General features: G+C 71.4%; 21 protein-coding genes and 1 pseudogene. 18 read left to right on the top strand and 4 right to left on the bottom strand.

Annotated features, from left to right (window positions below; translation table 11 throughout):
* The 9 genes from V6U88_RS18550 to V6U88_RS18590 all read left to right on the top strand — a co-directional run bounded on the left by V6U88_RS18550 (window position 1) and on the right by V6U88_RS18590 (window position 10,346).
* Window positions 1-1,179 (top strand): ADP-ribosylglycohydrolase family protein, encoded by a 1,179-nt coding sequence (locus V6U88_RS18550; RefSeq protein ID WP_334454630.1) that lies wholly within the window; start codon window positions 1-3, stop codon window positions 1,177-1,179.
* Window positions 1,176-2,585, top strand: coding sequence for an ADP-ribosylglycohydrolase family protein (locus V6U88_RS18555; RefSeq protein ID WP_334454631.1), 1,410 nt, complete (start codon window positions 1,176-1,178; stop codon window positions 2,583-2,585). The genes V6U88_RS18550 and V6U88_RS18555 overlap by 4 nt, the downstream gene beginning before the upstream one ends.
* A complete protein-coding gene (locus V6U88_RS18560; protein ID WP_334454632.1) occupies window positions 2,582-3,520 on the top strand; it encodes a ribokinase in 939 nt (312 codons plus the stop codon). Before V6U88_RS18555 ends, V6U88_RS18560 begins: the two co-directional genes overlap by 4 nt.
* Window positions 3,517-5,523, top strand: a complete 2,007-nt coding sequence (locus tag V6U88_RS18565; protein ID WP_334454634.1) for an SUMF1/EgtB/PvdO family nonheme iron enzyme — start codon at window positions 3,517-3,519, stop codon at window positions 5,521-5,523. Before V6U88_RS18560 ends, V6U88_RS18565 begins: the two co-directional genes overlap by 4 nt.
* A complete protein-coding gene (locus V6U88_RS18570) occupies window positions 5,520-6,707 on the top strand; it encodes a CaiB/BaiF CoA transferase family protein (protein WP_334454636.1) in 1,188 nt (395 codons plus the stop codon). Before V6U88_RS18565 ends, V6U88_RS18570 begins: the two co-directional genes overlap by 4 nt.
* Complete coding sequence (locus V6U88_RS18575) at window positions 6,707-7,528, top strand: HpcH/HpaI aldolase/citrate lyase family protein (RefSeq protein WP_334454638.1); 822 nt, start codon at window positions 6,707-6,709, stop codon at window positions 7,526-7,528. Before V6U88_RS18570 ends, V6U88_RS18575 begins: the two co-directional genes overlap by 1 nt.
* A gap of 277 nt (window positions 7,529-7,805) precedes the next feature.
* Window positions 7,806-8,624, top strand: a complete 819-nt coding sequence (locus V6U88_RS18580) for a basic amino acid ABC transporter substrate-binding protein (protein WP_334454639.1) — start codon at window positions 7,806-7,808, stop codon at window positions 8,622-8,624.
* Window positions 8,625-8,706: 82 nt separating this feature from the next.
* Window positions 8,707-9,501, top strand: a complete 795-nt coding sequence (locus V6U88_RS18585; protein WP_334454641.1) for an amino acid ABC transporter permease — start codon at window positions 8,707-8,709, stop codon at window positions 9,499-9,501.
* 5 nt (window positions 9,502-9,506) lie between these two features.
* Window positions 9,507-10,346, top strand: a complete 840-nt coding sequence (locus V6U88_RS18590) for an amino acid ABC transporter ATP-binding protein (RefSeq protein WP_334454724.1) — start codon at window positions 9,507-9,509, stop codon at window positions 10,344-10,346.
* 101 nt (window positions 10,347-10,447) lie between these two features.
* On the opposite strand, the gene V6U88_RS18595 is transcribed toward V6U88_RS18590, so the two are convergent.
* The gene (locus V6U88_RS18595) at window positions 10,448-10,594 is read right to left on the bottom strand and encodes a hypothetical protein (RefSeq protein WP_334454643.1); all 147 of its coding nucleotides are present in this window, start codon (window positions 10,592-10,594) and stop codon (window positions 10,448-10,450) included.
* A gap of 82 nt (window positions 10,595-10,676) precedes the next feature.
* Entirely contained in the window at window positions 10,677-11,258 is a 582-nt protein-coding gene (locus tag V6U88_RS18600; protein ID WP_334454645.1) for a TetR/AcrR family transcriptional regulator, read from the bottom strand.
* 369 nt (window positions 11,259-11,627) lie between these two features.
* On the opposite strand from V6U88_RS18600, the gene V6U88_RS18605 reads away from it, so the two are divergent.
* The 3 genes and pseudogenes from V6U88_RS18605 to V6U88_RS18615 form a co-directional block, all read left to right on the top strand.
* Entirely contained in the window at window positions 11,628-12,161 is a 534-nt protein-coding gene (locus V6U88_RS18605) for a DUF2269 domain-containing protein (RefSeq protein ID WP_334454647.1), read from the top strand.
* Window positions 12,162-12,550: 389 nt separating this feature from the next.
* Window positions 12,551-13,876, top strand: coding sequence for an LVIVD repeat-containing protein (locus V6U88_RS18610; protein ID WP_334454649.1), 1,326 nt, complete (start codon window positions 12,551-12,553; stop codon window positions 13,874-13,876).
* 98 nt (window positions 13,877-13,974) lie between these two features.
* Window positions 13,975-14,406: pseudogene (locus V6U88_RS18615) on the top strand (amino acid ABC transporter ATP-binding protein); the annotation flags it as partial.
* 7 nt (window positions 14,407-14,413) lie between these two features.
* On the opposite strand, the gene V6U88_RS18620 reads toward V6U88_RS18615, so the two are convergent.
* Window positions 14,414-14,674, bottom strand: coding sequence for a hypothetical protein (locus tag V6U88_RS18620; protein ID WP_334454651.1), 261 nt, complete (start codon window positions 14,672-14,674; stop codon window positions 14,414-14,416).
* Between the two features lie 262 nt (window positions 14,675-14,936).
* On the opposite strand from V6U88_RS18620, the gene V6U88_RS18625 reads away from it, so the two are divergent.
* A complete protein-coding gene (locus V6U88_RS18625) occupies window positions 14,937-15,074 on the top strand; it encodes a hypothetical protein (RefSeq protein WP_334454728.1) in 138 nt (45 codons plus the stop codon).
* Between the two features lie 195 nt (window positions 15,075-15,269).
* On the opposite strand, the gene V6U88_RS18630 is transcribed toward V6U88_RS18625, so the two are convergent.
* Entirely contained in the window at window positions 15,270-17,678 is a 2,409-nt protein-coding gene (locus tag V6U88_RS18630) for a beta-galactosidase (protein ID WP_334454652.1), read from the bottom strand.
* Between the two features lie 118 nt (window positions 17,679-17,796).
* Here V6U88_RS18630 and V6U88_RS18635 point away from each other — a divergent pair, with 118 nt between their 5' ends.
* From V6U88_RS18635 to V6U88_RS18655, 5 genes are all read left to right on the top strand, one after another.
* Window positions 17,797-18,828 (top strand): LacI family DNA-binding transcriptional regulator, encoded by a 1,032-nt coding sequence (locus tag V6U88_RS18635; protein WP_334454654.1) that lies wholly within the window; start codon window positions 17,797-17,799, stop codon window positions 18,826-18,828.
* Window positions 18,825-20,498 (top strand): ABC transporter substrate-binding protein, encoded by a 1,674-nt coding sequence (locus V6U88_RS18640; RefSeq protein WP_334454656.1) that lies wholly within the window; start codon window positions 18,825-18,827, stop codon window positions 20,496-20,498. Before V6U88_RS18635 ends, V6U88_RS18640 begins: the two co-directional genes overlap by 4 nt.
* Window positions 20,499-20,564: 66 nt before the next feature.
* On the top strand, window positions 20,565-21,560 hold the full coding sequence (locus tag V6U88_RS18645; RefSeq protein ID WP_334454658.1) for an ABC transporter permease: 996 nt from the start codon (window positions 20,565-20,567) through the stop codon (window positions 21,558-21,560).
* Window positions 21,561-21,582: 22 nt separating this feature from the next.
* Window positions 21,583-22,512, top strand: coding sequence for an ABC transporter permease (locus V6U88_RS18650; protein ID WP_334454660.1), 930 nt, complete (start codon window positions 21,583-21,585; stop codon window positions 22,510-22,512).
* Window position 22,513: 1 nt separating this feature from the next.
* Window positions 22,514-24,391, top strand: coding sequence for an ABC transporter ATP-binding protein (locus V6U88_RS18655; RefSeq protein ID WP_334454662.1), 1,878 nt, complete (start codon window positions 22,514-22,516; stop codon window positions 24,389-24,391).
* Window positions 24,392-24,500: the final 109 nt, after the last annotated feature.

Raw genomic sequence — 24,500 nt, forward strand, 5'->3', positions numbered from 1 at the left:
ATGTCTCTCCTTCTCGACACATCGGTCGGATGCCTGGTCGGCGCGGCCGTGGGCGACGCCCTCGGCGGGGCCACCGAAACGGCACTTCCGGAGCAGATCCGCGCCCGCTTCGGCGGTTGGGTCGAGGGCATCGTGCCCCCGTACCACGCCGACTGGGCCACCGCGCGGCCACTCGCGCCGTACCACAAGGGCGACGGGCACATCACCGACGACACGTTGATGACCCACGCCCTGGTCCGGGCGTACGCGGCCAAGCGCGACCACCTCGACGCGTACGACGTGGTGGAGCTGCTCGTCCCCGATCTGATCGAGCGGGTGGTGTACATCCCGGACCTGGAGCGCGAGGGGGTGACCTTCCACCGGCTCGCCGCCGCCGAACGGTGGTTGGTCACCCGCCTGCACCACGCGCACGTCGATCCCCGCGAGGCGGGAGTGGGCAACATCGTCAACTGCGGCGCGGCCATGTACATGGCCCCGGTCGGCATCGTCAACGCCGGCGATCCGGCCGGGGCGTACGCCGAGGCGGTGGAGATCGCCGGGGCGCACCAGCACAGCTACGGGCGGGAGGCCGCGGCGGTCTTCGCCGCCGCGGTCGCCGCCGCGGCGACCCCCGGAGCGGACGTGGAGGACGTGGTCGCCGCCACACTCGACGTGGCCCGCGACGGCACCCGGGCGGCCATCGACGCGGTGGTCAAGGAGGCCCGGGGGTACGACGACTGGCGTGCCGCGATCGCGCCGCTGCGCGCCGCGGTGGCCCCCTACGACACGGTGGGGGAGGAGTACCGCAGCCCGGGGCTGGGCGCTCGGCGGCCGAGCCGGCTGCACGCCATCGAGGAGTTGCCGGTGGCGATCGGCATGCTGGTGGTGGCCGGCGGCGACTTCCGGGCCTCGGTGCTCGGCGCGGTGAACTACGGCAGGGACGCGGACTCGACCGCGACCATGGCGGGCGCCATCGCCGGGGCGCTCGGCGGGGCGGCGGCCGTGCCCGTGGAGTGGTCCGAGGCGGTCGCCACCGCCTCCCGCACCGACCTGATCGCGCCCGGCCGGACCCTCGCCGAGGTGGCCACCGCGGTCTTCGACGCCGACCGGGAGCGGTTCGCCCGCCGCGCCGAGCGCTTCACCACCCTGGCCGACGCGTCGCTCCGCCCGACCGCGCCGACGCAGGAGCGGACGCGGTGAGGCTCACCTGGGTGCAGCCCGAGGACCTGCTGCCGCACGAGATCGCGGCCAGCCGGGACGAGGGACGCGACGTCGACGCGATCGCCGAGAAGTGGAGCGCGGCCGGTGGGGACCTCACCGCACCGGTGAGCGGGGCGTCGGCCACACCCGCGTCGCCGCAGCTGCGCGCCCTCGCCACCCGGCTGCTCGACGAGGCCGACGCGCTGCCGGCCGCCGGCTCGACCGACGAGCCGGAAGAACTGGCTGACGTCCGGTCCACCTGGCCCACCACCTGGTCCCTGCCGGCCGGTCCGGCGGCCTACGACCGGGTGCACGGCGCATGGCTCGGCCGGGCGGTCGGCTGCCTGCTCGGCAAGCCGGTGGAGAAGATCCCCCGCCACGGCATCCGGGAGATCCTCACCGCCACCGGCCGGTGGCCGCTGCGCGACTGGTTCACGGCGCAGGGGCTGCCCGCCGACGTGGCCGCCCGCTGGCCGTGGAACCGGCGCAGCGCGCCGACCAGCCTGGCCGAGAACATCCACGGCATGCCGGAGGACGACGACCTGAACTTCGCGCTGCTCGCCCTGCGGGTGCTCGAGACGCACGGGCGGGACTTCACCAGCGCCGACGTGGCGCAGGCGTGGCTGGACTGGCTGCCCGGCGGGCGGGTCTTCACCGCCGAACGGGTGGCCTACCGCAACCTGCTGCTCGGGCTGGCCCCGCCGGCGACCGCGCGGCGGCACAACCCGTTCCGGGAGTGGATCGGCGCGCAGATCCGCACCGACGTGTACGGCTGGGTCAACCCGGGTCGCCCGGACCTCGCCGCAGAGCTGGCCTGGCGCGACGCCACGGTCAGCCACGTCCGCGGCGGCGTGTACGGAGCGATCTGGGTGGCGGCCATGGCGGCCGCCGCGACCGTCGCCTCCGAGGTGGACGAGGTGCTCGACGCCGGTGAGTCGGTGCTGCCACCGGGCAGCCGGTTCGCCGCGACCGTGCGGGAGGCGCGGGCCCTCGGCGCGCGCCACGACGACTGGGAGACCGTGGTCGACGAGCTGTACGCGCGGCACGGCCACCTGCACTGGGTGCACGTGCGCAACAACGCCGCCCTGGTGGCGGCCGCGCTGGCGTACGGGCGGGGGGAGTTGGAGCGGTCGATCTGCGCGGTGGTCAGCGGGGGCTGGGACACCGACTCGACCGGGGCGACCGTCGGCGCCGTGACCGGGGCGCTGACCGGCGCCTCGGCCCTGCCCGCACGGTGGGTCGCCCCGCTGCGTGGCCGGCTGGCCAGCAGCATCGCCGGGTTCGACGGCATCGGCTTCGACGAGCTGGCCCGCCGCACCCTGGCCCTGGCCCAACCGGCGGGCACCGACGCGGCGGCTCGCGGGTCGCGGGGCGGTGTCGCGGCGGCGCAGGGGAGGACGGCATGAGCGCGCGGGTCATCGTGGTGGGCAGCGCCAACCTGGACCTGGTGGTCACCACGCCGCAACTGCCCCGCCCCGGCGAGACGGTGCTCGGTCAGGACTTCCGCACGGTGCCCGGTGGCAAGGGCGCCAACCAGGCCGTCGCGGCGTCCCGGGCCGGCGCCCACTGCGCCTTCGTCGGCGCGGTCGGCACCGACCAGTTCGGGCAGCAGCTGCGGGAGAGCCTGGTTGCGGCCGGCGTCGACGTCCGCGGCCTGCGCACCGTGGCCGGCTCCTCCGGGGTGGCCCTGATCGCCGTGGACGGGGCGGCGGAGAACTTCATCGTCGTCGCCCCCGGCGCCAACGCCGCGCTGACCGACCTCGACGCCACCGACCGGGCTGCCATCGGCGCGGCCGATGTGCTGCTGCTCCAGCTGGAGGTGCCAGTGCCGACGGTGGTCGCTGCCGCCGACCAGGCCCGCGCCGAGGGCACCACGGTGGTGCTCAACGCCGCCCCGGCCGGACCGCTGCCGGCGGAGCTGCTCGACCTGGTCGACGTGCTCGTGGTCAACGAGCACGAGGCCGCCGTCGTCGCCGGGGTCAGCTCCGACGACCCGGCCGTCCTGCTCGATGCCCTGCTCAAGCTGGTGCCCCGGGTGGTGCTGACCCTCGGGGCGCGCGGCGCCGCGTACGCCGACCGGCGCGGGCTGCGTCGCGAGGTCCCCGCGCCGCGCATCGACGCCGTGGACACCACCGCCGCCGGGGATGCGTTCACCGGCGCGCTGGCCGTGGGCTGGGCCGAACGTGGGGGCGCGCTCGACGCCGACGCCGTCACCGACGCCTTGCGCTGGGCGTGCGCCGCCGGGGCCGCCTGCGCGCAACGCCCCGGCGCGTCGACCGCGCTGCCCGAACGGGCCGCCATCGAGGCCCTGTACGCCGCGACCTACCGAGGTGCACCGTGAGCATCAACCCCTACGTGCCGCGCCCGATCGACCGGCCGACCGAGGTGCCGCTCGGCGCGCACGCCGACCTGAGCGCGCTGGACGAGGCGAAGATTTTTGCCGCCCCCACCGACCCGGCCGACTGGCCAGCCTGGCGCGAACGGCTCACCGCCTGGCGGGCCGACGCCCGGGCCCGGACCGGCTACACCGGCGCACACTACGACCAGGTCCCCGGTGACTGCTTCAGCGTCTGCCTGGTCTGGCTGTGGGACGAGACGCTCTACGACCACGAGCAGGGCGTCTTCACCGTCGACGCGTTCCTGGAGGCGGCCGAGCGGGACTTCGGCGGCTTCGACGGGGTGGTGCTCTGGCACGCGTACCCGGTCATCGGGCTCGACGATCGCAACCAGTTCGACTACTACCGCGACGTCCCCGAGCTGCCCGAGGTGGTACGCGCCTTCCAGGAGCGCGGCGTGCGGGTGTTCGTCGACTACAACCCGTGGGACACCGGCACCCGGCGGGAGACCGGCACCGACGCGCAGGAGGTCGCGGCGCTCGCCGGGAAGCTCGGTGTGGACGGCGTCTTCCTCGACACCCTGAAGGAGGGCGCCGACGAGCTGCGCCGCGAGCTGGATGCCGTGCGTCCCGGCATCGTCCTGGAAGGGGAGAGCCGGGTCCCGCTGGCCCGCATCGGCGACCACGCGATGTCCTGGGCGCAGTGGTTCGCCGACTCTGACGTGCCAGGGGTGCTGCGCGCCAAGTGGTTCGAGCGCCGGCACATCCTGCACCACACCCGCCGGTGGCACCGCAACCACCTCGACGAGCTGCACTCCGCCTGGCTCAACGGCTGCGGCGTGCTGGTCTGGGAGAGCGTGTTCGGCGTCTGGGTCGGCTGGAACGAACGGGACCGGGCAGTGCTGCGCGCGATGCGCCGGGTGCAGGCCAGTCACGCCGCGTGGTTGCGCGCCGAGGACTGGGTGCCGCTCGCCGACCACCCCGGCTCCGGGCACGTGTACGCGTCCCGCTGGACGCACGACGGCGAACCACTGTGGACGGTGGTGAACCGGGGCGACGACCACGACGGGCCCTGGCTGCGTACCGCGCCGCGTCCCGGCCGGCGCTTCGTCGACCTGGTCACCGGCGCCCAGCTGACCGTCACCGCCGACCCGGACGGCACGGTCACCGTGGGCGGGCCGCTGCCGGCCGGCGCGATCGCCGCGGTGGTCGTCACCACGGACGCCACCGTGCCGGCGCACCCCGCACCGGTCGGCGACCCGGCCTTCCCGGCCCGCGCTGCCGTGCGCCTGCGCACCCCGTGGGCACCCCGCACCGAGTTGCCGACCGGCATGGTCGCGGTCGACGGCGGCCGACACGAGCTGCGCGTCCACCACCGTGTCCGGGAGACCGGGCTGTACGGAGAGACGCCGTACGTCGACGAGTGGAAACCGCTGCCGCCCCGGCTGCACCACACGGGCACGCTGCGCCGCGCGGTTGCGCTCGGCCGGTTCGCCATAGACCCTGATGAGGTCACCCACGGCCAGTACGCTGAGTTCCTGCGCGCCACCGGCTACCGACCGGTGCGCCCGGAGCGGTTCACCGCCGGGCAGGGGCCCGCCGACGCCCCGGTCACCGGCGTCGACCTCGCCGACGCCCGGGCGTACGCCGCGTGGGCCGGGCTGCGGCTGCCCACCGAGGACGAATGGCAGGTGGCCGCCGAGGCGGGACTGCTGCGCCGCCGGGAACCGCTGGTGTGGAACCTCACCGAGAGCGAGCACTCCGACGGGCGGACCCGGTTCGTCATCCTCAAGGGCGGTGCCGCGTACCGGGCGGAGGGCTCGGACTGGTACCTCGACGGCGGTCCACAGCCACCGGACGTGTCCGTGAAGCTGCTCCTGCTCGGCGCCGGGCTGACCCGCTCCGACCAGGTCGGCTTCCGGTGCGCCGCCGACCTGGGCGAGGTTCCCACCGCGCCGACCGACGGGTCCGATGGCCGCGCCGGGGACGCCGCGGAGGAGGCCCGGTGACCGCGCCACTGGACGGGGTGAAGGTTGTCGACCTGGCCACCCTGTTCGCCGGGCCGCTCGCGGCGGCGTTCCTCGGCGACTTCGGCGCCGACGTGGTCAAGGTGGAGCACCCGGCCAAGCCGGACCCGTCGCGTGGGCACGGCCCGGCGAAGGACGGCGTGGGGCTGTGGTGGAAGGTGCTCGGGCGCAACAAGCGCACGGTCACCCTCAACCTGTCCGACCCGCAGGGAGCGGAGCTGCTGCGCCGGCTGCTCGCCGACGCGGACGTGCTGGTGGAGAACTTCCGCCCCGGCACCCTGGAACGCTGGGGCCTCGGCCCGGCGGAGCTGCACGCGGTCAATCCCCGGCTGGTGGTCGCCCGGATCAGCGGTTTCGGCCAGGTCGGCCCGTACGCCCGCCGGCCCGGCTTCGGCACCCTGGCTGAAGCGATGAGCGGCTTCGCCGCCGCCACCGGCGAGCCGGACGGTCCGCCCACACTGCCTCCATTCGGGCTGGCCGACTCGGTCACCGCGCTCGCCGCCGCGTACGCGGTCATGCTGGCCCTGCGCGCCCGGGACCTGACCGGCGCCGGTCAGGTCGTCGACCTGGCCATCATCGAGCCGATCATGGCGATGCTCGGCCCGCAGATCACCTGGTACGACCAGCTCGGCTACGTCCAGCCCCGGCTGGGCAACCGGTCCAACAACAACGCGCCACGCAACACGTACCGGTGCGCCGACGGTCGCTGGGTGGCGGTGTCCACCAGCGCGCAGAGCATCGCCGAGCGGGTGCTGCGGCTGGTGGGCCGCCCCGAGCTGGTCGACGAGCCGTGGTTCGCCAGCGGCAGCGGCCGGGCGGCGCACGCCGACGAACTGGACGCCGCGGTCGGCGCGTGGGTAGCGCAGCGCGACCGCGACGAGGTGGTCGCCGCGTTCGAGGCGGCCCAGGCCGCGGTCGCCCCGGTCTACGACGTGCGGGACATCCTGGCCGACCCCCAGTACGCGGCGCTCGGCACCGTCCGCACCGTCCCCGACGAGGAGCTGGGCGAGGTGCGGATGCAGAACGTGCCGTTCCGGCTCGCCGACACCCCGGGCGAGATCCGGCACGCCGGCCGCGGCCACGGTCAGGACACGGACGCGGTGTTCAGCTCCCTGGGCCTGGACGAGGCCGAGCTGGCCGCGCTGCGCGAGAAGGGGGTGATCTGATGCTGCTCACCTGGCTCTACGTGCCCGGCGACCGGCCGGACCGGTTCGCCAAGGCGGTCGCCTCGGGCGCCGACGCGGTGATCCTCGACCTGGAGGACGCCGTCGTCGCCGGCCGCAAGGCGTACGCCCGCCAGGCCGTGGCCGAGTTCCTCGGCGACCCGCACCCGGTCCCGGTCTTCGTCCGGGTCAACGAGCTGACCGGCCCGGACGTCGACACCGACCTGGCCGCGGTCGCCGGCCGGCCCGGGCTGGCCGGGCTGCGGCTGCCGAAGGTGGAGTCTGCGCAGAGCGTGATCGCCCTGGCCGGCCGGCTGGACACCCCGTTGCACCCGTTGATCGAATCGGCCCTCGGCCTGGAGGCCGCGTACGCCATCGCCGCGGCGCACCCCGCGGTGGCGTCGATCGGGCTTGGCGAGGCCGACCTCCGCTCCGATCTGGGCGTCGACGACGAGGCGGGCCTGGCCTGGGCGCGCGGCCGGGTGGTCGTCGCGGCCCGCGCGGCCGCCCTGCCACCACCGGCCATGTCGGTGTACCCGAACGTCGCCGACCCCGACGGCCTGGCCACCTCCTGCGCGCTCGGTCGCCGGCTCGGCTTCCTCGGCCGGGCCGCCATCCACCCGCGCCAGCTGCCGGTGATCGCCGAGGCGTTCCGACCGAGCGAGCGGGAGGTGGCCCGGGCGGCGGAGCTGCTCGCCGCGGTCGCCGAGGCGCAGACGCGGGACTCGGGGACGGTGGTGCTGCCCGACGGCCGCTTCGCGGACCGGGCAATGGTGGCCGCCGCCCGCCGCACCGTCGACCTCGCCGACCGCTACGCGGCCTGACCGGGGGGCGAAGTGCCGGCCGAGCATGACCGGAGGCAGATGCTGCGGTGTGTGGAAGATCTCCAGCCCGCGCGGGTAGCCGTTCACGGCGCCGGGTCCACTGGCGCCCCGTTTCATGCCGAATGCCGGGTTTACTGACCGTGACGAACACAAGATCGACTCAATGAGTCGGCGTGATCTAGGTGCGGGCTGCCGAATCAGGTACCGTCGCCTGTCACATCGTCTTTGCACCAACACTGGCTGCCTGTCATGCGGGCGCCGATCCGGAGGACACAGCGTGACTTTTCACAGTGCAGTCCGTAAGGCTGGCCTGGTCGTGGCGATCGCCGCCCTCGCGGTGAGCGCGGGATGCGCCAAGAAGGACCAGAGCGAGGTCCAGGCGAACGGGGTCAAGCTCATCGAGAAGGGCAAGCTGACCGTCTGCACCCACCTGCCGTACGCGCCCTTCCAGTCGAAGGACGCCGGCGGCAAGGTGGTCGGGTTCGACGTCGACGTGATGGACCTGGTCGCCAAGGAGCTGGGCGTCCAGCAGGCGATCGTCGACACGCCGTTCGAGGGGATCAAGTCCGGCCAGGACCTGAACACGGGCAAGTGCGACGCGGCCGCGGCCGGCATGACGATCACCGAGGAACGGCAGAAGGTGATGAACTTCTCCGATCCCTACTTCGACGCGACCCAGGCACTGTTGGTCAAGACCGGCAAGGCGTACAAGTCGCTCGACGACCTCAAGGGCAAGAAGCTCGGCATCCAGGCGGCGACCACGGGCCGTGACTACGCCCGGAAGTTCGAGAAGGAGAAGGGCCTGCAACTCGTCGAGTTCGAGGATCTCGCCGCCCTGCAGCAGGCCCTCGCCAACGGCCAGGTGGAGGCCGCCGTCAACGACCTGCCGGTCTGGACCGAGTACATCAAGGAGCACCCGGGCGGGTTCGAGGTGACCGCCGAGTTCGACACCGGCGAGCAGTACGGGTTCTCGGTGAAGAAGGACAGCAACCCGGAACTGCTCAAGAAGATCAACGAGGTGCTGGCCAAGGCCAAGCAGGACGGCACCTACGACAAGATCTACGAGAAGTGGATCGGCAAGCTGCCGAACAGCTGATCGAAGGTCGTGACGGGAGGGCGCGCGCCTCGCGCGCCCTCCACGAATAGACATACTCGCGTAGCAAGGAGCGTCTCGAACCGTGAAGCTGCGACGCCGCCAACGAGAGCGGCTGTCTCTCTGGCTCCAGTACCTGGCCTTCATCGCCATCATCGCCGTGGTGATCTTGGCCGCGGACTGGGGCAGGCTGAGAGAGGCCTTCTTCCGGGTCGACATCATCGAGTCGATGTTCCCGACGATCATCACCGTCGCGCTGCGCAACACGATCCTCTACACGCTGGGTGCGTTCGCCTTCGGCCTCGTGTTCGGCACCGTCCTCGCGCTGATGCGGCTGTCCCGGGTGGCTCCGTACCGCTGGGTGGCGACGGCGTACATCGAGCTGTTCCGGGGTCTGCCCGCGCTGCTGGTGCTCTTCCTCGTCGGGTACGGCATTCCCATCGCCTTCCCGGAGCGGGAGATTCCGGGCGGCGTGTTCGGTTCGATCGCGATCGGTCTCGGGTTGACCGCTGCGGCGTACATGGCTGAGACCATCCGGGCCGGCATCCAGGCCGTGCCGAAGGGGCAGATGGAGGCGGCGCGCACCCTGGGCATGTCGCACTTCACCGCGATGCGCACCATCGTCGTCCCGCAGGCGTTCCGGATCGTGATCCCGCCACTGACGAACGAACTCATCCTGCTCACCAAGGACTCGTCGCTCGCCTACGTTCTCGGCGTGACGGCGCAGACCATCGAGGTCACCAAATTCGGTCGGGACACGCTCAACGACCGGGTGAACGCCACCCCGCTGCTGGTGGCCGGCCTCACCTACCTGGCGATCACCCTGCCCCTCTCCCAGGTGGTACGACGCCTCGAACTCCGCTACGCCAAGGCTCGGTGACCCATATGACGACCACCCCACCCCGGCCCGCCGTCGAGATCCGCGACCTGCACAAGTCCTTCGGGCCGCTCGAAGTGCTCAAGGGCATCGACTTCGAGGTCGGCCACGGCGAAGTGGTCTGCGTCATCGGGCCGTCCGGGTCCGGCAAATCGACGCTGCTGCGGTGCGTCAACCTGCTGGAGGAGCCGACGGCCGGCAAGATCTGGGTGAACGGGATCGAGATGACCGACCCGGATGTCGAGATCGATTCGGTACGCCGCGGCATCGGCATGGTCTTCCAGTCGTTCAACCTCTTCCCGCATCTGACCGTGCTGGACAACCTCACCATCGCCCAGCGCAGGGTGCTGCGGCGTCGCCGGGCCGAGGCCGAGCGGATCGCGCGGGACAACCTGGAGCGGGTCGGCCTGACCGACAAGGCCGACGCGTTCCCGACGCAGCTCTCGGGCGGGCAGCAGCAGCGGGCGGCGATCGCCCGATCGCTGTCGATGGAGCCCAAGCTGATGCTCTTCGACGAGCCGACCTCCGCGCTCGACCCGGAACTGGTCGGCGACGTGCTCACCGTCATGCGCAAGCTGGCCGAGGACGGCATGACGATGATGGTGGTCACCCACGAGATGGCGTTCGCCCGGGACGTCGCCGACCGGGTCGTGTTCATGGACGGCGGCGTGGTGGTCGAGCAGGGGCCGCCGCACGAGGTGCTCGGCGCGCCGCGGCACGAACGGACCCGCTCGTTCCTCTCTCGGGTCCTCGACCCGACGCAGGTCGCGCAGCTTGGTCAGCCCGAGCAGTCCCCCGAGCCACCGGAGCCACCCCGCCTGCCGGCGGACGACCGCCACAACCTGTGACAGCCGCTCATCGCTCCTTTCGTGCACACCGGTGCAAGCGCGTGGCCAGGTCGTCGTCGATGAGGTGTCGCAGTCCGCTCGACCCGTCGTAGGTACGCGACTTACCGGGGGTGGATGAGGCACATTCCGCCGGACGCGTCCCGGTCCATCGTGGCCAACGCGTGGGGCACCTCGGCGAGGCCGACGGTGCGGGTGATCAGCTCGGCGGGGCGTAGTACGCCGGCGGCCGCGTGTGATGGCGACGCCAAGCTGTCGAGGCGATGAGTTCCCCGCTGTGGCTGCCTGCCGAGGTCCCCGGTCCTGTTGTTCAGCCGGCTGGTGGTTCTGGGCCTATGAGCGTGGAGGACGCAGCCCGGCCAGCGTAACCGCGACAAGTCGGGTGACTGCGGCTTCGGATGGCAGGTTGCCGGCTGCGGTGAGGGCGTGAAGGCAGTAGCTGGCAAGCTCGTCCGGCGCGACGTCGTCGCGCAGATCGCCGGTGGCGGCGGCTTCGGTCAGCAGGTCTCGGAACAGGTCGATGAGCTGCTGCTGAGCGTGCGCGACATGCTCATCCCGGTGCAGGAGTGCCGCCAGTTCCTCGGTTCCGTGTCGCTGCCGGTAGTGGCAGATGAGGGCGTAGCGCTCGAGAACCGCTTCGAGCCGCTCGCCCGCGTTGCCGGGTTGGTCGCGGAGTTCAGTCAGATGCGCAAGGTGGCTGGCGACGTGACGTTCATGATGGGCGGCCAGGATCGATTCGACATCCGGGAAGTACTTGTACAGCGTGGCGCGACCGATGCCGGCCTTCTCGGCGATCTGCGTCATCGTCACCGACATCAGCCCATGCTCGCTGACCAGCGCCCAGGTGGTCTCCAGGATCGCTTCGCGCACCGTTCTGCGGTGCGCCTCGATCGTCGTGTTCCACAGCTTCGGCACCACCAAAGCATACGGGATGGCTACTACCAGAACACTATGATTTGATGAAGGCATAGTGTCTCGCAAAAGTTCACCTTAGGAGAATTTCATGACTGACCCGCCCCGCTCCAACGAAGCTGGTGAGGGCGTCGGCGTGGACCCCGACCGTGGGTCGCGCCGCAGCGAACCGCCCCGGGCGCCACGTTGGGTGAAGGTGTCCGCAGTCGTCGTCGGCGTCCTGATCCTGCTGGCCGTGATCCTGATGCTCACTGGCGGTCACGGCCCTGGCCGGCACGCTGGTGCAACTGGCGCGTCAACGGCCGCCGTCGATGTCCCGGCAAGTCCCGTCAGTGGTCCCGGCGCGAACCAGGCCCGGGACGGCAGCTATCGATGACCATGTCTCCCCGCCTGCGTAAGGTCGTGCTCACCACCCACGTCGCCACCTCGGTCGGCTGGCTGGGCGCGGTCCTCGCCTACCTCGCTCTCGACATCACCGCAGTGACCAGCCAAAACGTCCAGACGGTACGCGGCGCGTACGCGGCAATGGAAGTGATTGTCCTGTACGCCATCGTCCCGCTGGCCCTCGCGTCGGTGCTCATTGGGACCGTCAACGCGCTCGGCACCCCGTGGGGCCTGTTCCGGCACTACTGGGTGTTGGTGAAACTCCTGCTCACCGTCTTCGCCGCGACCATCTTGCTGTTGGAGACACAGACCGTGAGCTACCTGGCGCAGGCAGCGGCGTCCAGCGCCGACCCGCGCGAGTTGCCTGGAACTCTGCTCCACTCCGTCGGCGGCCTGGTGGTGCTGATCCTCACCGTGATCCTCTCGGTGTTCAAGCCGCAGGGCGTGACTCGGTACGGGTGGCGAAAACAGAACGAGCAACGGCGGAACAAGACCACCCGGCCCCCGGTGCTGTTGGGGTAGATGCATGGCTTCTGGCGGCTCCGGCCGGGCCGACGGGAGCGTGGCCCGGCGTCATGCCGGCCGAGCAGGCAGCGCATCCCGTGCGGGTGTCATCGCAGCTCCCCCCCCCGGTACAGCTGTCGGCCATGTGCTTTGGTGCCACGCGGCCGGCGCGGACGGCACGACGAGCGGTAAGTCCGTGGAGCTGCGCGGGTCGGAGCTGTCGTCGGCGGGCTCGTTGCCATCGTCCGACATTGTTGCCAGCCGCGACTTCTGGCGCCCCGGCGTCGCCAGACCCGGTGCAGGTTTGTTTTTGCCGCGGGGCTAGCGACAGCTGGAGGCATTTGCGATTGTGACATTCACGATCGTGCTCGCAGTCTGTGGCGACACGTCCGACGCGAGGGGGCGCCATGCGTAGACCTTCCCGAATCCGATCACTCGCCATCGCGGGCACGGCGATCCTGCTCGCCGTGATCTCTTCTCCGGCGCAGGCCCACGAGCCGTGGGACGACGGGTCCGTCCCACCGCCCCCGCCGAGCAGCCCGGCCGACGGCTACAGCCAGAACATGCACCTGCTCTCCACCGCCAGCCACGCCGGCGGCGTCAACTCCGACCTGGCCTTCGCCGGCGACCTCGTGTTCGCCGGTCACTATGGCGGCTTCCGGATCATCGACATCTCGGAGCCGGGCGAAGCGGTGGAACTGGCCGACGTGCACTGCAACGGCCCCCAGGGCGACGTCTCCGTCTGGGGCGATCTGCTGTTCCTCTCGGTGGACACGCCGCAGAGCACGCCGGGCTGCGAAGGCTCGCGCAACGTCACCGCGACGACGCCCGGCGCGTGGGAGGGCGTACGCGTCTTCGACGTCAGCGACCCAACGGCGCCGGAGTTCCTCCAGGCGATCCGCACGGACTGCGGGTCGCACACGCACACGCTGGTGCCCAGGAAGGACGGCGGCACCTACATCTATGTCGCGTCATACCCGCTCAGCGCGAGCAACATCGGGCCGGACTGTCAGGCGCCGTTCGAGCGGATCTCGGTGATCGACGTGCCGGGCGACGACCGTACCGCCGGTCTCGCCGCGAGGGTGGTCGCCGAACCGACGGTCAAGGGCGTCGACCTCTTCGCGGGGGCCTCCGGTGACTTTTTCGCCTGCCACGACATCCAGGTGCTCACGCCCCGCGACCTGGCCGCCGCGGCGTGCCTGTCCCAGGGGCAGCTGTGGGACATCAGCAACCCGCTGGCTCCTCGGGTCACCGCCGACGTTGACACGCCTGACGTGGACATCTGGCACAGTGCCGCGTTCACCCACGACGGAAAGCACGTGACCTTCGGCGACGAGTACTTCGGCGCGCCGCAGGAGCCCTTCGGAGCAATCTGGACGTACGCCGTCGACAGCCCGTCCGCGCCGCTGAGCCACCTGCGGATCCCACGCGACGAGCCGAGCACGTACCACAACTTCAACTATGTGCCGGTGGCCGGGCGCAACATCCTGGTCTCCTCGGCGTACGGCTCGGGCACCTCCGTGGTCGACCTGACCGATCCGGCCAATCCGAAGGAGATCGCCTACTACGACATGCGGTCCAACCAGTGGTCTACCTACTGGTACAACGGCCTGATCGTCGCCAACGACATCTCGCGTGGGCTGGACGTGCTGCGACTCAGCGGCTCGCAGACGGCCGGTGCTCGCCGTCTGCCGATGCTCAACCCGCAGACGCAGACGTTCCTGCTCGGCTGACGGTGTTACGGGAGCGGGCGGGTGCCGACGACGCCCGCCCGCTCTCGTGTCGTATCAGCGAACCGCACATCCGTCCGTGAGCCGGCCCGTCCGTCCGGCGGCCTGCCAGGCGCCCGACGCAGCTCTCGGGCGGGCAGCAGCAGCGGGCGGCGATCGCCCGATCGCTGTCGATGGAGCCCAAGCTGATGCTCTTCGACGAGCCGACCTCCGCGCTCGACCCGGAACTGGTCGGCGACGTGCTCACCGTCATGCGCAAGCTGGCCGAGGACGGCATGACGATGATGGTGGTCACCCACGAGATGGCGTTCGCCCGGGACGTCGCCGACCGGGTCGTGTTCATGGACGGCGGCGTGGTGGTCGAGCAGGGGCCGCCGCACGAGGTGCTCGGCGCGCCGCGGCACGAACGGACCCGCTCGTTCCTCTCTCGGGTCCTCGACCCGACGCAGGTCGCGCAGCTTGGTCAGCCCGAGCAGTCCCCCGAGCCACCGGAGCCACCCCGCCTGCCGGCGGACGACCGCCACAACCTGTGACAGCCGCTCATCGCTTCTTGATGAGGCACATTCCGCCGGGCGTGTCCCGGTCCATCGTGGCCAACGCGTGGGGCACCTCGGCGAGGCCGATGGTGCGGGTGATCAGCTCGGCGGGGCTTGGTACGCCGGCGGTGACCAGCCGGAGCAGCTCCGGATAGGCGTGCGCGGGCATGCCGCCACTGCCCTGCAGCTCCAGCTCGAACGCGATCACGAGCTCCATCGGCAGGGCCGGGCGGCCCTGGACGGCGGGAAGGCGTCCGACCTGCACGTCACGTCCGCGCCGCCGGAGGCTTTCGATCGAGGCGGTGCAGGTGGCGTGACTGCCCAACGCGTCGAGCGACAGGTGGCGCCGCCGCCGGTCGCCTCCCGAACGGCTGCGGCCACCTCGCCCGGTCTGGTGAGGGCACTACCGTGGGCGGGCCCCTGACTGACCACGGCCGGGAACGCCGTGGCGAAGCGGCAGCCGAGGGTCGCCGCGGCCGGGTAGTCCAGGCGAGTCACTTCATGTGTGCAGGCCGTAGCGGCATGACATGGTTGGTCCGGACGAGCGGGCCGCCGCCCGCCGGGCCCTGGAGTACATGGACCTGCGGCCCGGTACGCCACTGCGCGAACTCCCGATCGACGTGGTCTTCGTCGGCTCCTGCATCACGGCGTACAAACTCAGCTGACAGTGCCGCTCCGACGGTGAACTGACCTGAAGGTCACGGCCCGGGGCGAGGCTGAAACCCTCGCCCCGGCCGTCCGCGCGAGGGCGTTGATGAGGCCGGCAAGGTAGGCGAGGTCGATCAGGTGCTGGCCAGGTTGACCCTTGATAACCGGAGTTGCACCGATCGTTCGACAGACCCGCCCCCGGGACCCACCGCTCAGGCCACGCTGATCCGCACCGGGTCGTCGTCGGGCCCGCCGGGAAGCCGCACGGTCACCCGCCCCTGCGCGACGTGCACGCTGCCGCGGCTCACGGTGATGGGCCGGTCGGTAGCCAGCACCACCTCGTCGTCGCCCTGAGTAGGGCGCAGCAGCACTGTGTCTCCGTCACGGGAGACCAGTTCGCAGGTCGTCTCCACCAGCGTGGCGGCGCCGACCCGGATCCCGTACGGCAGGATCAGCCCGGTGCGGGCGGGCACCCGCAGCCGCCGGCCGGCCAGCACCGGCACGCCCTGCCAGCCGAGCGCGAGGGTCACCGCGGACGGTGCCACGTTGACCAGGTGCAGCAGCCGCTGCCCAGCCGGGTCCACGGTGGAGGTGAGCACGAGACCGGGCCCGTCGGCGTTCGCGGCGAGCCGGGGGCGCACCCCGAGCCGCGCCACCGCCGCGCGCCAGAAGTCGAGGTCGCAGGGGACGTCGGCGGCGATCACCAGCGCCAGCCCGGTGCCGACGGCGACCTCCACCGCGCACGGCTCGCCGGAGCCGACCTCGACGAGCACGGGCTCGGCGGCGGTGCCGGCCAACCGCTGCGCGTAGCCGACCCGGACCTCGGCTCGGCCCGCCGCCCAGCCTTGCCCGACCACCGACGGGAAGGACTGCGGCCCGTCATCGACGCGGCCGGTGACGGTCAGCCCGAGCGCGTCGGCGAGCAGCGTGCACCGGGTGCCATCGTGGTCCCGCTCCGGCAGCACGCCGTGCAGCAGCAGTCGACCGCCGCCGCGCAGGTGCTCGACCAGCCGTTGCTGCACCTCCCGCCCGAGCGTGGCGGTGCTGGCCAGCGCGATCACCGGCGGCGTGTCCGCCGGCAGCGGCGACTGGAGGTCGACGGCCGGGAACGAGTAGCCGGCGAGCAGCAGCGCCCGGGCGAGCACGTCGCGCGGACCCATGCCGCGGAATCGTTCCAGGTCGGCGACCTGCGCGGCCCGTGACGCCGAGGCAGGGTGGTGGTACTCGGTCAGGTAGTGGTCGGGCACGAAACCGAGCGCCAGGCCGTCGTTCTCCTCGTCGGAATCGGCGAGCAGGTCGGCTACCCCACGTACGGCGTGCAGTGCGCGTCGGGCCGCGGCGTAGGTCGGGTTGAGCCGCCCCTCCGGGTCGACGGGCGCGGCGAATCCGTGCCGCTCGCCGGTGAACGCGATCCGGTCGTTGCCGTCGCCCACCGGCTCGGCCAGCGGCGGGTTGTATCCGCCCGCGAAGAGGTAGAGATTGATCAGCCGGTTGCCCTGCGCCACGCAGAGCCGAGCCTTCAGCTCGATCGCCTCCGGTGGGTAGAGCGTCGCCAGGTCCTGGCCGTAGTCGCCGTTGCCCGCCTCGAACTCCAGCGACATCGGCGGCTGGTGGGCGTCGTGCATGGCGGCCAGGAAGGCGTTGCCGACGTACAGGTCGGCGACGTTGGTGACGGTGAGATCGCCGAGGTAGTAGTCCGAGCCGGAGGTGAGCTGCGGCTGACCCTGGTACGCCTCGAAGAGCTGGCTGATGCCGATCGGGAAGGTCCGGCCCCGCCCGCCCCCGGTGCCGTGCACGTTGATCAGGAACGGCACGCCGGTCACCCCGTGCCGTTCGGCGGACTCGCGCAGCGTGGCCACGTACCGCCGGTACCGGTCGCGCATGTAGCGGCCCAGATCGTCGTGGACCGTGAGCGACCGTGCCTCGGCTGGGGTGCGCAGCGCCGCCGCCCAACCGTCGGGGTCACCCGGGTCGGCGCCGATGCGCTCGGCCGCGACGTCCTTGCCGTACCGGTCGACGGCCCAGCGCCGCAGGTCCTCGCAGACGACGTCGGTGAGGTCGGGGGAGTTGGTTACCCACGACAACATCCCGATCTCGTTGTCCAGCTGGACGCCGATCACCGGCCCGCCGCGGTCGGCGAGCCGTTCGGCGATGACCGGCATCACCTCGGCGTACCAGCCCTCGGCTGCGGCCAAGAACTCCGGAGCCAGGTAGTCGATGGTCCGGGTCTCGACGGTCCGGCCGTCCCAGGTGGTCGGCAGCAGGTGGGGGTGCTCGTCGTACAACCGGTAGGGGATGCCCTCGTTCTTGACCTCGGCCATGATGAACGGGCCGGGCCGGACCAGCGCGTGCAGGCCCCGCTCGTGGGCGAGGTCCAGGAAGCCGGCGAGATCGCGCTGCTCGTGGGTACGACCGATCAGGTCCACGCTGCCGTCCGGCAACTCGTGCCAGAGCCAGGGCACGTAGGTCGCCACGGTGTCACCGCCGCAGTCACGCAGCCGGTCGAGACGGTCCGCCCACTCCGCTCGGGGCAGCCGGAAATAGTGCACCTCCCCGGCGAGCAGCAGTCGGGGACGACCGTCGATGACGATCCTGCGGTCGTGGAGAAGAACTCGCGACATGCGGTGTGACTCTTCCTCTCGGCGGATCTTCAGGCGGTCCCTCTTGTGATCTGGCGGACGCCTGCCTATGGTGCCCTGAAACCGGTTTCTGTCACGCACGTTACGGATCGAGGAAGTCATGGGCAATAGTCGGGTCACGGTTCGGGAGATCGCCCGGCTTGCCGGAGTCTCGGTCGCCACGGTGTCCCGGGTCTCCAACGGCACCGGCCAGGTGTCGGAGGAGATGCGCCGCCGTGTCCTGGAGGCCATCGAGGAGCATGGCTACCGGCCGGACCACCTCGGCCGAGCGCTCGCCGCGCGCCGGCACGGCGCGCTCGGCCTGGTCTTCCCAGGCCTGTCCGGCCCGTACTTCACCGAACTGATCCAGGGCTTCGAGTCGGAGGCCGTCCCAGCCCGGGCCAGCGTGCACATCCTCTGCACGCATCTGCGCGAGGACTCCGACGACCAGGTGCTGGAGATGGCCCGCCGGGTCGACGGCATCGCCGTCATCGGCGGCACCATCTCCGAAACGGCGCTGCTCCGGCTCGCCGCGACGGTCCCGGTCGTCGTCCTTGCCGGCCGGGGACCGGACACGGTCTCCTCGGTCAGTGTCGACAATGCCCCGGCCATGACCTTGCTGACCCGACACCTGCTGGTCGACCACGGCCTGCGCCGCCTGGCCTTCGTCGGCAACCCGGACGGGTCGCCCGACGTCAGCGAGCGGTGGGCCGGTTTCCGGCAGGCGTACCGGGAGCTGGACCTCACCCCGCCCGCCGAGCCGGTCCGGGTCGCCATGCAGCAGCCGGACGGCGTACTAGCGGCCGAGCGGCTGCTCGTCGACGGCACCGCCCCGCAGGCGGTGGTCTGCGCCAACGACGAGATCGCCCTCGGCGTCCTCGTCGGGGCCCTCGGCCGGGGGCTGCGCGTACCCGAAGACCTCGTCATCACCGGCTTCGACGACGCGCCCATGGCCGCGCTCGTCTCGCCGTCGCTGACCACCGTGCGGCAACCGATCCGGGACCTGGCCGCCGAGGCCGCCCGGCAGATCCTCAGCGCCGCCGCCGACCCCCACGCGGCGGCACCCGAGAGCATCGTTCTCCCCACCGAGTTCGTCGTGCGCCGCAGTTGCGGCTGCCCGGCGGAAGCCCCCACTGGAGGTACCGGCAAGTGAAACGATCGAGACTGACCCGGATCGCCGCGGTCGCCGCGGCCGTCGCCTTGGCGGCCAGCGGCTGCACCGGCACGGAGCAGATGTCCGGCCCCGGCACCGACGGCCGGATCGCCTACCTCGACTACGGCGACTTCGGCGGTGGCAGCAACCCGCAGGCCAACTACAACCCGTACCTGGACGCCAGCCGGCTCGGCGCCACCGAGTACGTCTTCGAGCAGTTGATCGCCTACGACAACTACGGCTGCCAGGCCAAGCCCTGGCTGGCCACGGAATGGACGTGGACCAACCCGCAGACGCTGGTCTGGAAGCTGCGCCAGGGCGTGAAGTGGAACGACGGCAAGCCGTTCTCGGCCGACGACGTCGCCTTCACCTACGACATGCTCAAGCAGCACAAGGCGCTCGACATCAAGGGGATCTGGCGGTACTTGAGCGCGGTCGAGGCGACCGACCCGCAGACCGTCACGATGCGGTTCACCCAGCCCGGCGCGGCGGCGTTCACCCTGTTCGGCGAGATCAAGATCGTGCCCAAGCACGTCTGGTCCACCGTGGCCGACCCGGTGACCTTCCCCAACGCCGAGAAGCCGGTCGGCACCGGACCCTTCACCGTCAAGGCCTTCAACCCGCAGCAGCTCACGCTCGGCCGCAACGCCGACTACTGGCAGGCCGACAAGGTCAAGGTCGACGAGCTGCGGTTCCACAAGGCCGACGGCGGCGGGCAGATCGACCAGCTCAAGCTCAGCCGCGGCGAGTACGACAGCAACGCCATGTTCGTGCCGGACATCAAGAAGGCCTACGTCGACCGGGACCCGGCGCACAACAAGTACTGGTTCCCCTCCGGCGGCTCGATCAGCGTCTACATGAACCTGACCAAGGCGCCGTTCAACGACACCGCCTTCCGCAAGGCCCTGGTGCCCGCGTTCAATCGACAGGAGATCGTCGACAAGGCGCAGCTCGGCTACGTCAAGCCGGCGAGCCAGACCGGCCTGGTGGTCCCGGGGCAGGCCGAGTGGCTGCCCAAGGACATCCCCAACCAGGGCGTGGCCGGCTACGACCCGGCCAGGGCCGACGCCGACCTGACCGCCGCCGGTTACTCCAAGAACGGCGACGGCAAGCGCGTCGGCAAGGACGGCAAGCCCATCGCCTTCAGCTTCCGGGTTCCCGGCGCCTGGACCGACTGGGTGCAGGCGCAGCGCATCATCGTGGCGAACCTGACCTCGCTCGGGTTCACCGTCCGGGCCGAGACACCCACCCCCGAGGCGTACGAGAACGACCGGGCGATCGGCAACTACGACATGCTGCTCGGCGTGCACGGTGGAAGCTGCAACATGTTCCGCAACTTCCAGGAGCCGCTGGCCAGCGACCAGTCGGCGCCGATCGGCAGGAAGGCGGTCAGCAACTTCGTCCGCTGGAACGACCCCCGTACCGACCAGCTGATCGACACCCTGCGCACCGCCACCGACGAGGCGGCCCAGAAGGCCGCCGTCGCCGACCTGACCAAGGTCATGACCGAGCAGGTGCCGATGATCCCGCTCTGGTACGGCGCCAAGTGGTTCCAGTACCGCACCGCGAAGGCCACCGGCTGGCCCAGCGAGGAGAACCCCTACGCCGCGCCCAGCGACAACCTGCTCATCATCACCAACCTGAAGCCCACCGGGACCAACGCCAAGTAAGCCGATGGCCGGCCGGCGTGCACCCCCGCACGCCGGCCGGCCCGTCCCCCGGAAGGGAGGGCCCCGGTGGCCTACTTCGCCCGACGCTTCGCCTTCTTCCTCGGCACCCTGTGGGCCGCCGTCACGCTGAACTTCCTGATCCCGCGGTTGCAGCCCGGCGACCCGGCCGAGGCCATCGTCTCCCGGCTGGCCGGGCAGAGCGAGAGCGTCGACCCGGCCCAGTTGCAGGCCATCCGGATCATGCTCGGCGCCCCCGACGGCAACCTCTTCGACCAGTACCTGCAGTACCTCGGTGCGGTGGTCCAGGGCGACTTCGGGGTGTCGTACACCTACTTCCCCTACAGCGTCACCCACATGATCGGCGAGGCGCTGCCGTGGACGGTGATCCTGGTCGGGGTCACCCAGATCATCTCCTTCATCGTCGGCACGCTGCTGGGCACCTGGGCCGCGTACCGCCGCAACAGCCGCGTCGACTCGGTCATCACCCTCGGCTCGACGTTCCTCGGCACGCTGCCGTTCTTCTGGCTCGCCCTGCTGCTCATCTACGTCTTCGCGATCACCCTGCGCTGGTTCCCCGAGCGTGGTGGCTACGGCGGCGGCAGCAGTCCCGGCTGGAGCTGGATCTTCATCTCCGACGCCTTCCAACACAGCGTGCTGCCCGCCGTCGCGCTGCTGATCACCGGCCCGATCGGCTGGATCATCGGCATGCGCAACAACATGGTGCAGAGCCTCGGCGAGGACCACGCCCGCCTCGCCGTCGCCCGCGGCCTGCCCCGGCGGCGCATCGCCCTCACCTACGGCGCCCGGATCGCGATCCTGCCCAACGTCACCGGCTTCGCCATCGCGCTGGGCAGCGTCCTGGGCGGCGCCGTCCTCGTCGAGACGGTCTTCAACTATCCGGGCATGGGTCGGCTGCTGCTGGAATCGGTGTCCAGCCGGGACTATCCGTTGATGCAGGCGATCTTCCTGTTCACCACCGTCGGCGTGCTGGTGGCCAACTTCCTCGCCGATCTGCTGTACGGGTTCCTCGACCCCCGGGTGCGAAAGGCGGAGACGGCATGACCGAGCGGACCAAGGAGCTGTCATGAGCACACCCGCTCCCGCCGTACCGACACCGGGCACGGACACCGAGGGCCTCCAGGCCACCGCCACCGAGCTGGCCCGGCGCAGCCGGCTGCCCGGCTGGTTCGTCATCCTGTGGCGCAACCGGAAATGCCGCATCGGCCTGCTGATGCTCGGCGCTTTCATCGTGGTCGCGCTCTTCGCCCCGCTGATCGCGCCGTACGGCCCGCGCGACGACGCCTTCCCCACCTCGCTCGGCCCCACCGGCGGTCACTGGCTCGGCACCACCGCCCAGGGCGAGGACGTCTTCAGCCAACTCGTCGTCGGTGCCCGCACCTCGCTGATCGTCGGGCTCGCCGCCGGGCTGCTCTCCACCCTGATCGGGCTGGTCATCGGGCTGACCGCCGGTTACCTGCAGGGCTGGGTCGACGAGGTGCTCTCCTTCCTGATCAACCTCGGCCTGGTGGTGCCGGCGCTGCCGCTGATGGTGACGCTGGCCGCGTACGCGCCGGTCCGTGGTCTGTGGCTGATCATCTTCGTGATCAGTGTGACCGGCTGGGCGTACGGCGCCCGGATCAAGCGGTCGCAGATCATCACACTGCGCACCCGCGACTACATCACTGCGGCCCGGTTCGCCGGTGACGGCACCGCCCGGATCATCGCCCGCGAGATCGTGCCCAACATGACCTCCCTGATCGTGGTCGGCTTCATGGGTGCGGCGCTCGGCGCGATCGGCGGCGAGGCGGGCCTGGCCTTCCTGGGGCTCGGCGATCCGCAGACGGTCAGCTGGGGCACCATGCTCAACCAGGCCAGCCTCGGCGGCGCCCTGCTCACCGGCCAGTGGGCCTGGCTGATCGCCCCCGGCCTGGCGCTGTCGCTGCTGATCACCTCGTTCACGCTGATCAACTTCGGCATCGACGCGCTGAGCAACCCCCACCTCCGGGAGGATTGACATGGCCCTGCTCCAGGTGGAGCACCTCTCCGTCACCTACACGCCGCGCGACCAGCCGGCCAACCGCGCCGTGCACGACGTCTCGTTCGGCATCGACGAGGGCGAGTTCGTCGGGTTGCTGGGCGAGTCCGGCTGCGGCAAGTCGACGCTGGGCAACGCCGTCCTGCGGCTGCTCTCCCCACCGGCCAGGATCAGCGGCGGCCGGGTCACCTTCGACGGCGTCGACCTGACCACCGCCATCGAGGACCAGTTGCGAAAGCTGCGCTGGACCGACCTGTCCACGGTCTTCCAGAGCAGCATGAACTCGCTCAACCCGGTGATCCGGGTGCAGGCGCAGTTCGCCGACACCTTCGCCGCGCACAAGATCCCCGGTGATGTCACCGCGCGGGCCACCGAGCTGCTCGACCTGGTCTCGCTGGATTCCCGGGTGCTCAAGGCGTACCCGCACGAACTCTCCGGCGGCATGAAGCAACGGGTGGCGCTGGCCCTGGCGCTCGCCCTGCGCCCCAAGCTGGTGCTGCTCGACGAGCCGACCACCGGGCTCGACGTGGTCGTGCAGCGCAGCATCCTCACCCGGCTGGCCGAACTGCGCCGCGAGCTGGGCTTCGCCGTGCTCTTCATCAGCCACGACCTGGGCACGGTGCTGGAGATGGCCGACCGGGTGATGGTGATGTACGGCGGCGAGATCGTCGAGAACCGCCCGGCGGCCGGCATGCTGCACGAGCCGCGGCATCCCTACACCCGGGGCCTGCTCGGCTCGTACGCCGACCCGCGCCTGCCCGACGTTCAGGTCACCTACATCCCAGGCCGGCCACCGGACCTGTCCCGGCCGCAGGGCGGCTGCCTGTTCACCCCACGCTGCCCGCACGCCGAGGACGCCTGCCGCCAGGTCCACCCCGAGTTGCTGTCCGACCACGGCGGGCTGGTCCGCTGTCTGGTGGCCCAGGAGAACCGGCTGCCGGTGGTGCAGCTCGGCGCGGCGGACGCCGCCGCCACGATCGGGAGCCACTTCCCGGCCACCGGCGCCCTGACCGACCCGACCGACACCCCCGACGCGGCGGCCGAGGCCGTCCTCTCCGTCGACCGGGTCACCAAGCGCTACACCAGCCGGCGCGGGCTGCGCACCAGCACCGTCGAGGCCGTTCGCGACGTGTCGCTCACCCTGCACTCCGGCCGGGTCACCGCCCTGGTCGGGCAGAGCGGCAGCGGTAAATCGACGATCGCCCGCCTCATCACCGGCATCGAACGCCCCAGCACCGGGGAGGTGCGCTTCAGCGGGGGTACTGGCGCGGAGGTCCGGGTGGACCGGCTGCGCGGACGGGCGTTGGTCGACTACCGCCGGCACGTGCAGATGGTCTTCCAGGACCCGTTCAGCGCCCTCAACCCGACCCGGACGGTGGCGTACGCCCTGTCCCGCCCGCTGGTCAACTTCGCCGGGCTGCGCGGCGCCGCGATCCGGGAACGCTCGGCACAACTGCTGGAGAGCGTCGGACTCGCCCCGGCCGGACAGTTCCTCGACAAGCTGCCGCACCAGCTCTCCGGCGGGCAGCGCCAGCGGGTGGTGACCGCCCGAGCCCTCGCCCCCGACCCGCGGGTGCTGATCGCCGACGAGCCGATCTCCATGCTGGACGTCTCGATCCGCGCCGAGATTCTGGAGCTGCTCGGCGAGCTGGTCCGCAACCGGCGGCTCGCGATGCTCTACATCACCCACGACCTGCTCAGTGCCCGACTGCTTGCCGACGAGGTGCTGGTGCTCAACCAGGGCGTGCTGGTGGAGCGCGGCCCGACCCGGGAGGTGATCGGGGCGGCCCAGGACGCCTACACGCGGCTGCTGCTCGACTCGATCCCCAACCCCTTCGCCAAGGCAGCCCGCGCGTAGCGACGCCAGAGGACGAGGCGACGTCGGGCCCGCCGCAGCCGTTGCCGCGGACCCGACGTCCGGCTGGGGCGAGGCGGCTCCGGCCGCATCCCTGTCCGTAGCGCGGGCG

The organism is Micromonospora sp. CPCC 205739, assembly GCF_036906795.1.
In the GTDB taxonomy this organism is placed as follows: domain Bacteria; phylum Actinomycetota; class Actinomycetes; order Mycobacteriales; family Micromonosporaceae; genus Micromonospora.

What these genes read in the sequence shown, in the direction of transcription:
- V6U88_RS18550 (WP_334454630.1), top strand. Translation starts at nt 1, where the DNA reads ATGTCTCTCCTTCTCGACACATCGGTCGGATGCCTGGTCGGCGCGGCC.
- V6U88_RS18560 (WP_334454632.1), top strand. Translation starts at nt 2,582, where the DNA reads ATGAGCGCGCGGGTCATCGTGGTGGGCAGCGCCAACCTGGACCTGGTG.
- V6U88_RS18575 (WP_334454638.1), top strand. Translation starts at nt 6,707, where the DNA reads ATGCTGCTCACCTGGCTCTACGTGCCCGGCGACCGGCCGGACCGGTTC.
- V6U88_RS18590 (WP_334454724.1), top strand. Translation starts at nt 9,507, where the DNA reads ATGACGACCACCCCACCCCGGCCCGCCGTCGAGATCCGCGACCTGCAC.
- V6U88_RS18605 (WP_334454647.1), top strand. Translation starts at nt 11,628, where the DNA reads ATGACCATGTCTCCCCGCCTGCGTAAGGTCGTGCTCACCACCCACGTC.
- V6U88_RS18610 (WP_334454649.1), top strand. Translation starts at nt 12,551, where the DNA reads ATGCGTAGACCTTCCCGAATCCGATCACTCGCCATCGCGGGCACGGCG.
- V6U88_RS18625 (WP_334454728.1), top strand. Translation starts at nt 14,937, where the DNA reads ATGGTTGGTCCGGACGAGCGGGCCGCCGCCCGCCGGGCCCTGGAGTAC.
- V6U88_RS18630 (WP_334454652.1), bottom strand. Translation starts at nt 17,678, where the DNA reads ATGTCGCGAGTTCTTCTCCACGACCGCAGGATCGTCATCGACGGTCGT.
- V6U88_RS18635 (WP_334454654.1), top strand. Translation starts at nt 17,797, where the DNA reads ATGGGCAATAGTCGGGTCACGGTTCGGGAGATCGCCCGGCTTGCCGGA.
- V6U88_RS18650 (WP_334454660.1), top strand. Translation starts at nt 21,583, where the DNA reads ATGAGCACACCCGCTCCCGCCGTACCGACACCGGGCACGGACACCGAG.
- V6U88_RS18655 (WP_334454662.1), top strand. Translation starts at nt 22,514, where the DNA reads ATGGCCCTGCTCCAGGTGGAGCACCTCTCCGTCACCTACACGCCGCGC.